The 15,702-nt window shown below is 44.9% G+C and carries 12 protein-coding genes; 10 read left to right on the top strand and 2 right to left on the bottom strand.

What is annotated here, in order from left to right:
• Positions 1–144 precede the first annotated feature (144 nt).
• Together ACLTOH_RS14420 and guaB are read right to left on the bottom strand one after the other, a co-directional pair.
• A complete protein-coding gene (locus tag ACLTOH_RS14420) occupies positions 145–1,437 on the bottom strand; it encodes an HlyC/CorC family transporter (RefSeq protein ID WP_412224300.1) in 1,293 nt (430 codons plus the stop codon).
• 32 nt (positions 1,438–1,469) lie between these two features.
• Positions 1,470–2,930, bottom strand: coding sequence for an IMP dehydrogenase (gene guaB / locus ACLTOH_RS14415; RefSeq protein WP_022045684.1), 1,461 nt, complete (start codon positions 2,928–2,930; stop codon positions 1,470–1,472).
• 255 nt (positions 2,931–3,185) lie between these two features.
• On the opposite strand from guaB, the gene hisA reads away from it, so the two are divergent.
• From hisA to trkA, 10 genes are all read left to right on the top strand, one after another.
• Positions 3,186–4,001: a phosphoribosylformimino-5-aminoimidazole carboxamide ribotide isomerase gene (gene hisA / locus ACLTOH_RS14410; RefSeq protein WP_412224299.1), complete on the top strand. Its 816-nt coding sequence runs from the start codon at positions 3,186–3,188 to the stop codon at positions 3,999–4,001.
• Complete coding sequence (glnA, locus tag ACLTOH_RS14405; protein WP_138345813.1) at positions 3,998–5,329, top strand: type I glutamate--ammonia ligase; 1,332 nt, start codon at positions 3,998–4,000, stop codon at positions 5,327–5,329. The genes hisA and glnA overlap by 4 nt, the downstream gene beginning before the upstream one ends.
• 14 nt (positions 5,330–5,343) lie before the next feature.
• Positions 5,344–5,895: an ANTAR domain-containing response regulator gene (locus ACLTOH_RS14400; protein ID WP_055066899.1), complete on the top strand. Its 552-nt coding sequence runs from the start codon at positions 5,344–5,346 to the stop codon at positions 5,893–5,895.
• Between the two features lie 93 nt (positions 5,896–5,988).
• Positions 5,989–7,203 carry an LL-diaminopimelate aminotransferase gene (locus tag ACLTOH_RS14395; RefSeq protein WP_022045680.1) on the top strand — a complete coding sequence of 405 codons (1,215 nt, stop codon included), beginning with the start codon at positions 5,989–5,991 and terminating at the stop codon, positions 7,201–7,203.
• A 16-nt stretch (positions 7,204–7,219) separates the two neighbouring features.
• Positions 7,220–8,776, top strand: coding sequence for a hypothetical protein (locus tag ACLTOH_RS14390; protein ID WP_412224297.1), 1,557 nt, complete (start codon positions 7,220–7,222; stop codon positions 8,774–8,776).
• Positions 8,777–8,885: 109 nt separating this feature from the next.
• Positions 8,886–9,554, top strand: coding sequence for a hypothetical protein (locus tag ACLTOH_RS14385; RefSeq protein ID WP_022045678.1), 669 nt, complete (start codon positions 8,886–8,888; stop codon positions 9,552–9,554).
• A gap of 175 nt (positions 9,555–9,729) precedes the next feature.
• Positions 9,730–10,911, top strand: a complete 1,182-nt coding sequence (locus ACLTOH_RS14380; protein ID WP_412224295.1) for a MalY/PatB family protein — start codon at positions 9,730–9,732, stop codon at positions 10,909–10,911.
• A gap of 112 nt (positions 10,912–11,023) precedes the next feature.
• The gene (locus tag ACLTOH_RS14375) at positions 11,024–11,722 is read left to right on the top strand and encodes a response regulator transcription factor (RefSeq protein ID WP_022045676.1); all 699 of its coding nucleotides are present in this window, start codon (positions 11,024–11,026) and stop codon (positions 11,720–11,722) included.
• A complete protein-coding gene (locus tag ACLTOH_RS14370) occupies positions 11,715–14,246 on the top strand; it encodes a sensor histidine kinase (RefSeq protein WP_412224294.1) in 2,532 nt (843 codons plus the stop codon). The genes ACLTOH_RS14375 and ACLTOH_RS14370 overlap by 8 nt, the downstream gene beginning before the upstream one ends.
• A gap of 88 nt (positions 14,247–14,334) precedes the next feature.
• Positions 14,335–15,696: a Trk system potassium transporter TrkA gene (gene trkA / locus ACLTOH_RS14365; protein ID WP_412224293.1), complete on the top strand. Its 1,362-nt coding sequence runs from the start codon at positions 14,335–14,337 to the stop codon at positions 15,694–15,696.
• The last annotated feature ends 6 nt before the right edge of the window (positions 15,697–15,702 follow it).

The following is a 15,702-nucleotide window of genomic DNA, read 5'->3' as shown; positions in this document are numbered from 1 at the left end:
ATGCCGGACAGAATCTGATTCCAAAAGAAAGGGGAGGGCTTGCCGGAGATTCGAAATGGATCATGGAGGATTCTCTTCGTGTGTGGCTTCGGCAGTTACTGGCATAAAAATGAGGGCTGCAAAGCAGCCCTCAGAATTTACGGATTATTCTTCGGATTTTTGTTCGGAACCGGTTTCCTCCAGAGGTTCCGGAAGCCGGATGTAAATCCGTTCGATTCTGTTTTTTTCCATCCGGTCAATACGGAGAAGAATATTATTATCTGTTAAAATAATTTCATTTTTTTCCGGCAGATGATCGAGAAGACCAAGACAATATCCTCCTATGGTGTCATAATCATCCGAAGTAAAGTGTAGGGAAAGCGCTTCACTGACATCGTTGAGATTGGCGGAACCAAGTACATAGAATTCGCGGTCACTGATCCGGGTGATATCGTCTTCTTCATCGGCATCATATTCATCACGGATTTCCCCTACAATTTCTTCCAACAGGTCTTCTAAAGTAATGAGTCCTGCGGTTACTCCGTATTCGTCCAGCACAATCGCAAGAGAAATGGAGGATTTACGCATTTCCAGAAACAGATCTGCAGTATTTTTGTGCTCATATGTAAAATATGGCTCCCGCAGAAGGTTTCGTACGGAAAATTCCGGGGTATCATTCTGTAACAGGAAGTCTTTCATGTTGATGATTCCGATTACATTGTCGGTCGAGTCTTCATAAACAGGAAGGCGTGTAAACATATCCTGACGGAAGATATCAAGTACTTCCTGATAGGTGGCATCTGCCTGAACAAAAGTCATGTCAATTCGCGGAACCATGATCTCCTTGGCTTCTGCATCACCGAAATCAAAGAGATTATGAATCATATCCCGTTCTTCATGTTCGATGACACCATTTTCCTGACTTACGTCAACAATGGTGCGGAGCTCTTCTTCTGTCATCTTTTTCTGTGCATCTTTGATATTGACATGCAGCAGAAACATCAGTCCGAGAGAGAGCTTGTTGATGATAAAAATAACAGGAGTAAGTATTTTCATCAGAAATCCAATCGGAGCAGCCGCTGTCAAAGACATAGAATCGGCTTTGATGGTTGCCATGGTTTTTGGTGTTACTTCACCAAAGATCAGTATTAAAAACGTAAGAATACCTGTGGCAATTCCCGCACCCGTGTTTCCAAAAAGATGGATGGCAAGGGATGTTGAAATGGAAGATGCCGAAAGATTTACAATATTGTTTCCGATCAGAATGGCAGATAACATTTTTCCCGGATTTCCGGTTACATGCAATACCCGTGCAGCGCGTTTATCGCCATTGTCTGCAAGGGTACGCATACGAATCTGGTTTACGGTTGTAAGAGCTGTCTCTGACGACGAAAAAAACGCTGACAGACACAGCAGGATAATTATTGCAATTAATTGACCTGTCTCACTGGGGCCCAATAAAATTCACCTCAAATTATATTTATTATGATTTATTTATTGTCATCGGTACTGTAGTTTGGAGCTTCTTTTGTAATATGAATATCGTGTGGATGGCTCTCACGTAAGGAAGCAGCGGAAATCTTGACAAATTTACCTCTTTCCTTGAGATCCTCAATGGTAGGACATCCGCAGTAACCCATACCGGAACGGATACCACCGATCAGCTGGAAGACGGTATCTTCAAGTGTTCCCTTGTAAGCGACACGACCTTCTACGCCTTCCGGAACAAGTTTCTTTGCACCTTCCTGGAAGTAACGGTCTTTGCTTCCGTTTTCCATGGCAGCGATGGAACCCATACCACGGTATACTTTGTATTTTCTTCCCTGGAAGAGCTCAAATGTACCAGGTGCTTCGTCACATCCTGCAAACATGGAACCCATCATACATACGTTTGCACCGGCTGCGATAGCCTTTGTCATATCGCCGGAGTATTTGATACCACCATCGGCGATGACAGGGATGCCGCTCTGTTTTGCAACTTCATAGCAGTCCATGATTGCGGAGATCTGTGGAACACCGATACCGGCAACGATACGTGTGGTACAGATAGAACCAGGTCCGATACCAACTTTAACTGCATCAGCTCCGGCATCAATCAGTGCCTGTGCAGCAGCACCGGTTGCAATGTTTCCGGCGATAACCTGCAGATCCGGGTATTTTGCCTTGATCTTCTTTACGGCTTCCAGAATGTTTTTGGAATGACCGTGTGCGGAATCGACAACGATGACATCGACATGGGCAGCAACCAGGGCATCGACACGCTCCATCATGTTTCCGGTGATACCGACACCGGCACCGCAGAGAAGACGTCCCTGATCATCCTTTGCAGAAAGCGGATACTTGATCTGTTTTTCAATATCTTTGATGGTGATCAGACCTTTTAAGTTGAAATCCTTGTCAACAATCGGAAGTTTTTCTTTTCTGGCTTTTGCAAGAATCTTTTTGGCTTCTTCTAAGGTAATTCCTTCCGGAGCGGTGATCAGACCTTCGGAGGTCATAGATTCACTGATTTTCTTTGTGAAATCGGTTTCGAACTTTAAGTCACGGTTCGTGATGATGCCGACCAGACGACCGTTCTCTGTGATCGGAACACCGGAGATACGGAACTTTGCCATCAGGTTGTCAGCATCCTGTAATGTATTGTCTGGAGATAAGAAAAATGGGTCTGTGATAACACCGTTTTCTGAACGCTTTACCTTATCGACCTCATCTGCCTGTGCTTCAATGGACATGTTTTTATGAATGATTCCGATACCACCCTGTCTTGCCATTGCAATCGCCATTTTTGACTCCGTAACGGTATCCATGGCTGCACTCATCATAGGAATGTTCAGTACGATCTTCTTTGTCAGATGTGTCTTCAGATCGATCAGGTTTGGGGTAACCTCAGAATACTGAGGAACCAGAAGAACGTCATCAAATGTAATTCCTTCGCCGATAATAGTTCCCATTTTCTAAAATCCTCGCTTTCTTCTATTATATGTAGTTTGTATGTAATTTTGTGTAACGTCTGTTATCGTCCAAAACACCTATTATGTACAATAACAATTTTAATGATGATAGCAAAATAATGGATTGCTGTCAAGTAAAAATTATGTTATGATAGCGGAGAAACAGCATAAACAGTGAAGATATACAACAATAAGGGCAAGGGGGCCTCAGCAGGGTCTTTCTATGCCCATTTTTTGAAAAGAGGACAAAATCGGATGGAATTCAGACCATGTATTGATATTCACAACGGAAAGGTAAAACAGATTGTCGGAAGCAGTCTGCGGGATGCCGGAGATCAGGCAAGTGAAAATTTTGTCTCCGGGCAGGATGCACCGTTTTATGCACGGATGTATCAGAGCCGGGGAATTCGCGGCGGACATATCATTTTACTGAATGCAAAAGACAGCCCTTATTATGAAAAAACCAAAAATCAGGCGCTGGCGGCTCTGCGTGCCTATCCGGGGGGATTGCAGGTCGGCGGAGGAATTACCGATGCCAATGCGTCCGAATTTCTGGAAGCTGGCGCATCTGCAGTGATTGTGACTTCGTTTGTTTTCCGGGACGGACGGATTGACTATGATTGTCTGAACCGGCTGGAACAGGCCGTGGGAAAGGAACATCTGGTACTTGATCTGTCGTGCAGATACCGGGCAGATGCAGAAGAACCGGGCTATTATATTGTAACCGACCGGTGGCAGAAATTTACCACCGAGCGTGTGACGAATGAACTTCTGGAAAAACTGAGTTCCTGGTGCAGCGAGTTTCTGGTGCATGCTGTGGATGTGGAAGGAAAATCCGGTGGAATTGAAAAACCCCTGGCACAGTTTCTGGGAGACTGGGGAAAAATTCCGATCACCTATGCCGGAGGCGTTCACAGTTTTAAAGATCTGGAAGAACTTTCAAGGCTTGGAAGAAACCGGCTGAACGTCACCATTGGAAGTGCGCTGGATCTGTTTGGCGGTCCGATGTCTTATGAACAGGTATTAACATATATCAGCAAATGTAACGCAGAAAAGGAGAAAAGTATATGAGCAGATATACCAAGGAAGATATTTTCAGAATTGTGGAAGAAGAGGATGTGGAATTCATCCGTCTGCAGTTTACGGATATTTTCGGAACATTAAAGAATGTAGCAATTACATCCAGTCAGCTTGAGAAAGCATTGAATAACAAGTGTATGTTTGACGGTTCTTCCATTGAGGGATTTGTACGGATTGAGGAGTCAGACATGTATCTGTATCCGGATCTGGACACATTTACCATTTTCCCATGGCGCCCGCAGCAGGGAAAAGTAGCACGTATTATCTGTGATATTTACTGTGCAGACAAAACACCGTTTACGGGGGACTCCCGTTATATCTTAAAACGTCAGATTGAGGAAGCAAAAAACCTTGGATATACATTTAATGTGGGACCGGAGTGCGAGTTTTTCCTGTTCCATCAGGATGAGAATGGCCAGCCGACAACACTTTCCCACGAAAAAGCCGGATATTTTGATCTCGGTCCGGTAGACCTGGGAGAAAATGCCAGACGTGATATGGTGCTGACACTTGAAGATATGGGGTATGAGATCGAAGCTTCCCACCATGAGGTAGCACCCGCACAGCATGAGATTGACTTTAAGTATGATGAGGCACTGCAGACGGCAGATAATATCATGACATTCAAATTGGCGGTTAAGACAATTGCAAAGCGGCACGGTCTGTTTGCAAGCTTTATGCCGAAGCCGAAATACGGGATTAATGGTTCCGGAATGCATATCAATATGTCCCTGTCCAAAGACGGACATAATATTTTCCGCGATCCGGATGGAAAAATGGGCCTGAGTAAAGAAGCCTATTATTTTATTGGCGGTATCATGAAGCACATGAAAGGTGTGACTCTTATCATGAATCCGCTGGTAAATTCCTATAAGCGGCTGGTACCTGGATATGAGGCACCATGTTATATTGCATGGTCTGCGACAAACCGCAGCCCGCTCATCCGTATTCCTGCTTCCCGGGGAGAGGAAACCCGTGTGGAACTGCGCAGCCCGGACCCGGCAGCCAATCCGTATCTGGCCCTTGCGGTATGTCTTGCAGCCGGAATTGACGGTATCAGAAATAAAATTGAGCCACCGGAAGAAGTGCCGGAAAATGTCTATGAACTGAAGGAGGAAGAAAAAGCAAGCAGAGGAATCGAGTCGCTTCCGGCCGATCTTCATGCGGCCATCTGTGAATTGCAGAAAGATGCCTTTATAAAAGAAGTGCTTGGAGAACATATCAGCAGCAAACTGATCGAGGCAAAAGAGGCAGAATGGATGCAGTACCGTACACAGGTAACCGGCTGGGAGATCGAAGAGTATCTGTATAAGATTTAACGGGAGATCGGATCGTGAGTAACATTGTAATTGCCTTTTCGAAACCGGAAGTGGCAGCGGGCATAAAAAAAATATTGACACAGAGCGGGTATTCCGTGCAGGCAGTCTGTACTACCGGTGCGCAGGCACTGGCAAGCGTAAACAATCTGGAGTGTGGAATACTGATCTGCGGATGCCGGTTTATGGATATGATGTATATGGAAATTCACGATTATCTGCCACCGGAGTTTCAGATGCTTCTGATCGCTTCTCCGTCTTCCATTCAGGAGAGAGAGGTAAGCAATCTGGTCTGTCTTTCCATGCCGATGAAAGTGCATGAACTGTTGCAGACAATTGAAATGATGGAGGGAGATATCCAGAGGCGCAGAAGGAGAATGCGGCAGCAGCCGAAACACCGTTCGCAGGAGGATCAGCAGATCATTCGCAAGGCAAAGGAACTCCTTATGGCACGAAACTCTTTTACGGAAGAGGAAGCACATAAATATATTCAGAAAAGAAGTATGGACAACGGAACCGGTCTGGTCGAGGTGGCACAGATGATCTTAAGTCTTCTGCAGGAAGGGTAAGGATCTTATCTGGCTTTTTTGGCTGGTCTTTACATTAAAAGAAGAAAATGTTAAAGTGATACTGATGGAAAATTAGAGAAGGAGAACGAAATTATGTTTCATGTAAATGAGAATTATCAGAAGCTGCCGGGCAGCTATTTATTCAGCACAATTGCAAAAAAAGTAAATGCATATCAGGAAGCAAATCCGGACAAGAACATTATCCGTCTGGGAATCGGTGATGTTACACAGCCACTGGCTCCTGCAATCATTGAGGCTATGCATAAAGCGGTAGATGAGATGGGACATGCCGAGACATTCCACGGTTATGCACCGGATCTGGGATATGAATTTTTGCGCAAGGCAATTGCAGAGAACGATTATGCAGCAAGAGGCTGCGAGGTTGCTGCAGATGAAATCTTTGTATCTGACGGGGCAAAGAGTGACTCCGGAAATATTCAGGAGATTTTCGGTCAGGATAACAAGATCGCGGTCTGTGATCCGGTATACCCGGTTTATGTGGATTCCAACGTTATGGCTGGAAGAACCGGTACTTACGACAAGGAGACCGGCACATGGAGCGATGTCATTTACATGCCATGTACAGCAGAAAATCATTTCGTACCGGAGTTCCCTAAGAAGACACCGGACATAATCTATCTGTGTCTGCCGAATAACCCGACCGGAACAACGCTTACAAAGGATCAGCTGCAGGAATGGGTGGACTATGCCAATAAAGTTGGCGCCGTAATCATTTATGATGCCGCTTATGAAGCTTATATCAGTGAGGACAATGTGGCACATTCCATTTATGAGTGCAAGGGTGCAAGAACCTGCGCCATTGAGCTGCACAGTTTCTCAAAGAATGCAGGATTTACCGGTGTTCGTCTTGGATATACCGTAGTTCCGAAGGATTTAAAGTGCGGGGAAGTTTCTTTGCACGACATGTGGGCAAGACGTCACGGAACCAAATTCAACGGTGCTCCGTACATTGTGCAGCGTGCCGGTGAGGCTGTATATTCTGAGGAAGGAAAAGCACAGTTAAAGGAGCAGGTTGCTTACTATATGAAGAATGCAAAGACCATTAAGGAAGGATTAAAGGATGCCGGATATACCGTATTTGGTGGTGTAAATGCACCATACATCTGGTTAAAGACTCCGGATCAGATGACTTCCTGGGAGTTCTTTGATTATCTGCTGGAGAATGCAAATGTTGTTGGTACTCCGGGATCCGGTTTCGGACCGAGCGGAGAAGGATATTTCCGACTGACTGCATTTGGAAATTATGAAAACACCGTAAAGGCACTGGAGCGTATCAAAGCTCTGTAAAAGAGGGAATATGCGTATGAATCATAACATGAAAAAAAGAGGTCTGGCATTGCTGCTGGCATGCTGCTGTGTTTTTACAGCGGCACCGGTGGCGGTAAAAGCGGACAATGTATCCATTTCCATCAATCAGACACCGACCGGCACATACAGCAGCTACACCAAAGCAGAGGTGCTGAAGTCAGATACGGTGGTGTATGATACGCTGTCTACTTCCAATAATGTTCACTTTTATAAGTATACTGCGGAAAAAGCCGGATATTTTACTGTAAATCTTGCACAGACAAGCGGAAAAGGAAAGTGGAATTTTTCCGTATATGATGCGGACAATAGAAATCAGGAACTGGAAACAAAACCTCTGGCATCCAATTATACGTCAGGAATTTATAATTTCAGACCGGGCAGAAGCGTCTATATCAAAGTAGAGCGTGTGACAGATGCAGAGATTTCTATTTTGGGATATCAGCTGTTAGAGGATTGTCAGTACTCTCTTCAGGTTAAAACGATAGAAAGCACGAATATGGAGCAGGAAGACAATGACACGCCAGCAACGGCCACAAGCCTGGAGAGTGGAGTCTGGACTAATGGAAATTTTTACAAACAACCAGATGTAGATTGGTATGTGTATACTATACCGGCGAACGGATATTTCACATATGATTTTCAGGGAGAGGGATCGTATGCATTATGGAATCTGTATTTGTATGATGAAAATATGAATGAACTGCAGAGAGATACTAATACAAGAACCGTATCATCGGGCAAATATGTTCTACCGGTTGGATCAAAAGTGTATGTAATGGTTACCGGTTATGGTGGAGGAAAGCAATATATAATCCGTTCCAATTACTATGCAACGGAAGGCTGGGAAAAGGAATCCAACGATACCATGGCACTTGCCACGGATCTTACCGCCGGAAAGACACTGCATGGAAGTATCAACAGCAAAAAAGATGTGGATTACTACCGCTACGTTGCCACGGGCAGTGGATATTTCAATTTCAAATTTACAAATGCGGACGGTGGAAACAATCAGTACTGGAAACTTTCCGTATATGATGAGAAAAAGAAGCTGCTTCAGACCGTGGAAACAGAGGATGATCTGCAGATTTCCACTGCAAAGCTCAGTTTCCGGAAAGGCAAAGAGATTTACCTGAAGGTAGAACGGAATATCAATGATTATGCGTGCGGACACGAATACACGGTGACAGTCAATCAGTACAAGGCTGATAACTGGGAACAGGAATACAATGATTCTTTTGCCACAGCTACAACTGTAAAAAAGAATAAGACCTGTAGTGCAAATAATTATGCGGTAAAGGATAAAGATTATTTTGTATATAAGGCTGCAAAGAAGGGAAAGGTGACCATGCAGGTAAGCCTTCCTGACAGCGGATACTGGAATGTGTGTGTATATAATCAGAAAAAGAAGCTGGTCAAACAGGAAGATTATGCACAGACCGGACAGAAGTTTACCGTAAAAGCTGCAAAGGGGCAGAAACTCTATGTGATGGTGAAGGCCAGAACAAAATCTGCCGTTGGAAAGACCTATCGTGTTACTGTGAAACAAAAATAAAGCAAACTATAAAGATTCTGTGAAAAGAACCGATATCTATAGTAGATACCAACATAGTTTAACCGGAAACAAATGGAATTGACCGGTAGAATTCAAGGAGGATGAGAGTATGGGTGTAAACACAACAGGTTTGTTAAACACGCAGACAGAGGTATACGCATCCTATAAAAACGATGCGGTGACCAAAAATGAGACGGCTGCAAAGAAGGACTCCACAGCAAAGACGGAAGAAAAAAATGAGAGCGGTGTAGTCTATGATAAATCAGACAGCAGCAAGGACAATAAGAAAGCAACCTATTCGATTAATAAGATGAGCGCTGAGGATCGTGCAGCACTCGTACAGCAGATGAAAGCGGATACACAGTCCAGACAGCAGCAGCTGATCAGCATCGTGCAGAAAATGATGACCGGTCAGGCAGCTACTTCTTCTGTTGCAAACGGAACAAACAGCGATGATATATGGAAGTTCCTTGCAAAAGGGGATTTCACGGTTGATGCAGCAACAAAGGCACAGGCGCAGAAGGATATCTCCGAAGATGGCTATTACGGAGTAAAGCAGACATCAGAGAGATTATTTGATTTTGCAAGTGCCCTTGCCGGAGATGATGTGGAAAAGATGAAGAAGATGCAGACTGCCATGCAGAAGGGATTCAAGCAGGCAACCGGTGCATGGGGCAAAGACCTTCCGGACATCTGCCAGAAGACACTGGATGCTGCAAATCAGAAGTTTGAGGATTATTATAAGTCCAAAGAGAGCACAACAAAGACCGAAGGCTGAAAACAGACTGCTGCAGCCCGGTGATTGTTTACAAAAGAAGGGAAAAAATACCGGAAAAAGAGGTATTTTTTCCCTTCTTTTTCCGTTTCTGATGGTACTGCAATGATTGAAGAAATGATGCAGAAGTGGTATGATAAGGCATTATAGAGAGACAGAAAAAGGAGACCTGATGATTATGAAATATAATTTTGATAAAATACCAAACCGCAGAGGCACAAATTCCCTCAAGTGGGATGTGGATCGCAAAGAACTCCCGATGTGGGTGGCAGATATGGATTTTGAGACGGTGCCGGAAGTGCAGGAGGCACTGGTACAGCGCGTGGCGCACGGGGTATATGGATATTCTGTCATCCCGGACGAATGGGCGGACAGCTATGTAAACTGGTGGGAAAAGCGTCATCATTTTCGGATGGACCCAAAGAAGCTGATCTTTACAACGGGAGTAATCCCTGCACTTTCTTCTGCTGTCCGAAAACTGACGACTCCGGCAGAAAATGTGCTGATTCAGACACCTGTCTATAATAATTTCTTCAATTCCATTCGTAATAACGGAAGAAATGTCGTGGAAAACGAACTGCTTTATGATGGTAAAGAATATCGTGTAGACTGGGAAAAACTTGAACAGCAGCTGGCAGATCCGCAGACGACGCTTATGATTTTGTGTAATCCGCAGAATCCGGCAGGAAACATCTGGGATTATGAGACGCTGGCGCGGATTGGGGCATTATGTAAGCAGTATGATGTCATTGTTGTCTCGGATGAAATTCACTGTGATCTGACAAAACCCGGTACAGAATACATTCCGTTTGCCTCTGTGGATGATACCTGCAGGGACATCAGTGTTACCTGCATTGCGCCGACGAAGACATTTAATCTGGCAGGGCTGCAGACGGCTGCCGTCTATGCAGAAAACTCGATTCTGCATCACAGAATGTGGAGACAGCTCAACACCGACGAAGTAGCAGAACCGAACGCTTTTGCAATTCAGGCAACGATTGCAGCTTTTCAATACGGGGAAGAATGGCTCGATGAGCTGCGGGAATATGTGGAAAAGAACAAGCAGTATGTGACAGAATTTCTGCAGGAGAAAATTCCACTCATCCATCCGGTTGCAGGAGATGCTACTTACCTCATGTGGCTGGACTGCCGCAAAATCACGGAGAGTGGCCGGCAGTTTGTAAAATTTATCCGCAAAACCAGCGGTCTGTATGTCAGCGGAGGCAATCAGTATGGCAGGGGAGGCGAAGGATTTTTGCGCGTGAATGTGGCAACCTCCAAGCTGGTTGTTGAAGATGGAATGCAGCGTCTGTATGAGAGCGTTGATGCATGGCTAAAAGAAGAAAAGATATCAAAATAAGAATAATTCCTGATTTTAAGCAAACCTTAAAGGTTTGCCCCATTGGAAATTAAGAAAAAAACCGCTACAATGTATCTATGATTAATCATGAATACGAGGTGGCGGTTTTTTTATGTATAATGTTTTAGTTTGTGACGATGAAAAGGATATTGTTTCTGCTTTGCAGATTTATTTAAAAAGTGAAGGATACCAGGTGTTTTCGGCTTATAACGGAAAGGAAGCCTTAAAAATTATAAACCGGGAGGATATCCAGCTGGTTCTGATGGATATTATGATGCCGGAAATGGACGGGATAGAAGCGATGTGCAAAATCCGTGAAATTTCCAATGTTCCGGTGATCTTACTGACGGCCAAAAGTGAGGATACCGATAAGGTACTCGGACTTACCGTGGGCGCGGACGATTATGTGACGAAACCATTCAATCCAGTGGAACTGCAGGCGAGAGTGAAATCCCAGATCCGGCGGTATATGCTGCTTGGAAGCGGACAGAAGGTGAGGACAAAACTGTCCGCCGGCGGCATCGAGCTGGATGATAAATTAAAGGAAGTCACCCTGGACGGAGAACCTGTGAATCTGACCAGAACAGAGTACGATATTTTAAAACTTCTGATGGAACATCCGGGGGAAGTATATTCACCGAAACAGATTTACGAGGCCGTATGGAAAGGCAGCCCGTGCGGTGTCGAAAACACGGTAGCCGTACATATCCGGCACCTTCGGGAAAAACTGGAATATAATCCTGCGGAGCCACGCTATTTAAAAGTCGTGTGGGGACGGGGATACAAGATGGAGGATGTAGAAAATGAATGAGAAAAAGGATAAAAAATCCAAAAAGCCGGAATATGTGTCCAAAAACTGGAAATCATCGCAGGGCATCAGATTACTGGCTATGGTACTTGCGATTGTAAGTGGATTTTTGGTGGGCGTGACCAGTGTGGTGACAGTTACATTAGGCATGAACAGTGATTTGCAGGGCTCACAGAAAGACATTGAAAAAACACTGGATACAGAGCTGCTTAGAAGCTATGCGTACTGGATGGGTGATGCGGTTACCGGCATTTCAAAAAAGCAGGACGAAGCAGATGCCCTGAAAAAATTTGATGACGGAAATATCGTTTATTCACTTGTCAAAAAGAAGCCGAAAGGAAAAGAAACCGAACTTGTCTGTGGAAATAATACCGGTACCTTAAATAAGGAAAATGCACTTGCCTGGCTGAAATTTACAGATGAAAATGAGTTTCATACCAATGATCGTTCTTTCTGGGATATGCTGCTTGGGAGAAACAGGGGACAGTACATGCAAAAAGTCAAGCATTATACGCAGGTGGATCATTTTATCTATGATAATGGTGTGATTTATTGTTATGCGGGCGATACCCTGTTTCGGATCAATTCCTTTTCTTTTTACGCGGTTCCAGAGGAGTCGGATCTTGAACCGTATGTGGAATATACTTACCGGGAATCGGACGATGGTGGCAGATATTGCGCGGAAAATGGAGAACAGCTGAAAAAAGGTAAGCTCGAACCGTATTTAAAATCATCCGAGCTGCGGTTTGATTTTGATGGGTTAGAGGCAGGTTACTTATGGTCAAAAAAGGATGGGATTTACCCGATCCGGCAGGAATCCATTGCGGATACCTATGCGAAAGCAAAGGTATTCCAGTGGCAGGATTTTTCATTTGCATACGAAGATCAACAGGGTCGTATTTATTATAATCCACATCAGGAGAAAGAAGCAACGGAATATACGCTTTATCTTACGGTAGCGGATTCCCTGAAGGGAAGCACTGCTACGGTATCCTCTTTGTTTTCACCGGAAGTCGGAGGTGAAACCCATATTGTGATTGATTCCGGGAAAACACAGTTTTTCCAGAAAGCACACACACTTGCAGGCGTTGTGGTACAGGTGCGGGAAATTTCGGGATTGTGGTTGCTTTTGAGTGTTCTTGTGTGGGTGTTTTCTCTTGGCATTCTATTTGCATCGGCAGGATGGAAACGTGGTTCTGATACGGTACAGATTCGATGGATTGACCGTATACCATTTGGTATTTATACAGGAATCTCAGGACTTGCGTTTTTGGGCTGCGGTATGGTATGCCTTTATATGGGAGATCTGCTTATGCAAAATGCAGGAATCGTATTCTGTATTTCATTTTTTACAATTGCGTTTGCATTGGCAGAACTGATTGTGTATGAATATGTGATCAGTATCATTGTAAGAATCCGCGCAGGAAAATTCTGGCATTATACGCTGTTACGTCTGCTTTTAAACCCGTTTCGCCGGATAAAAAGAGAACTGCATGAAATCAGACTGGCGCTTTTGGCCAATCTGTCTATGACGGTAAAAGTCACAGCTGTATTTCTTGTGGTCTTCCTCATAGAAGCATTTCTTTTACTGTGTGCCGGAGCGGATGGCGGAATTATCATGGTCTATCTCCTCTGGAAAGTTGTGGAATACGGCGTACTGTTAAAGATTGTGGTGCAGTTTCGACAGATATTCGACGGAGGGGAACGGATTGCAAAAGGTGATTATTCGCATCCGATCCATACAGAAAAAATGATGTATGAGCTGCGCACACATGCGGAAAATTTAAATAATGTACAGACCGGAGTTGCAGCGGCGGTAGAAGAAAAAATGAAGAGTGAGCGGTTTCGTACCGAACTGATCACCAATGTCTCCCATGATATTAAAACACCGCTTACTTCCATTATCAACTATGTGGATCTGATCAAAAAGGAGCCGACAGAGAGTGAAACAATGCGGGAGTACATTGAGGTGCTTGACCGACAGTCCAACCGTCTGAAAAAACTGATTGAGGATCTGATGGAGGCATCCAAAGCATCTACCGGAAATCTTCCGGTGAATCCGGAAGTATGTGATGCAACGGTCGTTCTGACACAGATTGTCGGGGAATTTTCAGAAAAGGCAGAGGCAAATCAGCTGGAGATGGTTGTAGAATGTCCGCAACCACCCGTTGAAATCTATGTGGATGGCAGACATTTGTGGCGGATCATTGACAACCTGATGGGAAATATATGTAAGTATGCACAGCCGGGAACACGTGTGTATGTTACGCTGGAAAAATTTCACGGAATGGTGATTATGACCTTCCGCAATATTTCGAAGGATCGACTGAAAATGACCAGCGAGGAACTTTTCGGAAGATTTGTCCGTGGAGACAGTTCCCGGAATACGGAAGGACACGGACTGGGGCTTTCTATCGCAAAAAGCCTGACCGAGCTGATGCATGGAAATCTTGCGGTGCAGATGGACGGCGATCTGTTTAAAGTAATTCTCAGTTTTGAGGAATATCAGGAGGATAAGAAGCAGTAAAGACCAAAAACTCCTCGGTTGTATTTCTATATGCCATATGCTATAATGTGGGACGTCTAAATACAGAATATAAACGGAGGACAAATCTGTGAAAATAATAATCGCCGGTGATGGCAAGGTCGGACTCACGCTGACGCAGAAGCTTTCTGCGGCAGGACATGACCTGACTTTGATCGATTCGAACCAGCGTGTGCTGGATTCGAGTGTGGAGCGTTACGATGTTATGGGGGTACAGGGAAACTGTGCCTCCATGCGCGTGTTGGAGAGTGCGGATGTGAAAAAGGCGGATCTGCTCATTGCAGCCACCAGTTCGGATGAAGTCAATCTGCTCTGTGGTATGACTGCCCATGGTCTGAATCCGAGAATTCACACCATTGCAAGAATCCGCAATCCCGAATACGGCAAGCAGATTTTTACCATGCGGGATGTCTATTCCCTTTCGCTTATGGTGAATCCGGAAAAACAGGCGGCGCGCGAGATTGAACGGCTGATCCGCTATCCGGGCTTTCTGCAGAGGGAAACATTTGCCAAAAGCCGTGTGGAAATCGTGGAGCTGCGGATACAAAAAGGCAGTAAACTCTGCGATGTGGCACTGATGAATCTGGAAAATGTTGTCAAATGCAAGGTACTTGTCTGCGCAGTGAGCCGTGATGGTGTTGTGGAGATTCCGTCCGGACATTTTATTCTCCGGGAGGGTGATCATCTGTTTATTACGGCAACTGCTGAGATGCTGACACAGCTTCTGCGCAATCTTGGCATTATCACGCATAAGGCAAAGCGTGTAATTATCTGCGGTGGCGGAAGAATCGGTTATTATCTGTCAACCTGGCTGGCAAGAGAAGGCGTCAGTGTACAGCTGATCGAACAGGATGAAGCGCGCTGTGAAGAACTATCCGGTAAACTTCCACCGGAAGTATGTATCATACATGGGGATGCCAGCAGCCAGTTTCTGCTTGAAAGTGAAGGCATCCATGATTGTGACGCCGTTGTAACCATGACCGGCATGGATGAGATGAATATGATTATTTCGCTGTATGCGCAGACATGTGGAGTGCCACAGGTAATCACGAAAGTCGGTCATATGGAAAATAACAGTATGCAGGACAGTCTGGGACTTGGCAGTGTGATCTGCCCGAAAGAACTCTGCTGCAATACGATTGTCCGTTATGTCCGTGCCATGCAGAATACAACAGGTGCAGCACTGACACTGCACAATATTGCAGAAGGACAGGCAGAGGCATTGGAGTTTGTCGTAGATGCCGACACAAAACATATCGGGGAACCATTGCGTAATATCCGCCTGAAACGCAATATACTGATCGCATGTATCAGCCATGGAAGTAAAACGGAGATTCCAAACGGAGATTCCATGTATGAGGCTGGAAATTCCGTGATTATCGTTGCAAAGGGCGGGATGACACTTTTGCAGCTGAATGATATTTTCGAGTGAGGATGC

It is taken from the genome of Waltera sp. (assembly GCF_046969025.1).
Lineage (GTDB): Bacteria > Bacillota > Clostridia > Lachnospirales > Lachnospiraceae > Acetatifactor > Acetatifactor acetigignens.
The sequence above is the reverse complement of the archived record's forward strand: the minus strand, read 5'-3'. Positions and strand labels throughout refer to the sequence as shown.

What these genes read in the sequence shown, in the direction of transcription:
- ACLTOH_RS14390 (WP_412224297.1), top strand. Translation starts at nt 7,220, where the DNA reads ATGAATCATAACATGAAAAAAAGAGGTCTGGCATTGCTGCTGGCATGC.
- ACLTOH_RS14395 (WP_022045680.1), top strand. Translation starts at nt 5,989, where the DNA reads ATGTTTCATGTAAATGAGAATTATCAGAAGCTGCCGGGCAGCTATTTA.
- ACLTOH_RS14385 (WP_022045678.1), top strand. Translation starts at nt 8,886, where the DNA reads ATGGGTGTAAACACAACAGGTTTGTTAAACACGCAGACAGAGGTATAC.
- glnA (WP_138345813.1), top strand. Translation starts at nt 3,998, where the DNA reads ATGAGCAGATATACCAAGGAAGATATTTTCAGAATTGTGGAAGAAGAG.
- ACLTOH_RS14370 (WP_412224294.1), top strand. Translation starts at nt 11,715, where the DNA reads ATGAATGAGAAAAAGGATAAAAAATCCAAAAAGCCGGAATATGTGTCC.
- ACLTOH_RS14375 (WP_022045676.1), top strand. Translation starts at nt 11,024, where the DNA reads ATGTATAATGTTTTAGTTTGTGACGATGAAAAGGATATTGTTTCTGCT.
- ACLTOH_RS14380 (WP_412224295.1), top strand. Translation starts at nt 9,730, where the DNA reads ATGAAATATAATTTTGATAAAATACCAAACCGCAGAGGCACAAATTCC.
- hisA (WP_412224299.1), top strand. Translation starts at nt 3,186, where the DNA reads ATGGAATTCAGACCATGTATTGATATTCACAACGGAAAGGTAAAACAG.
- guaB (WP_022045684.1), bottom strand. Translation starts at nt 2,930, where the DNA reads ATGGGAACTATTATCGGCGAAGGAATTACATTTGATGACGTTCTTCTG.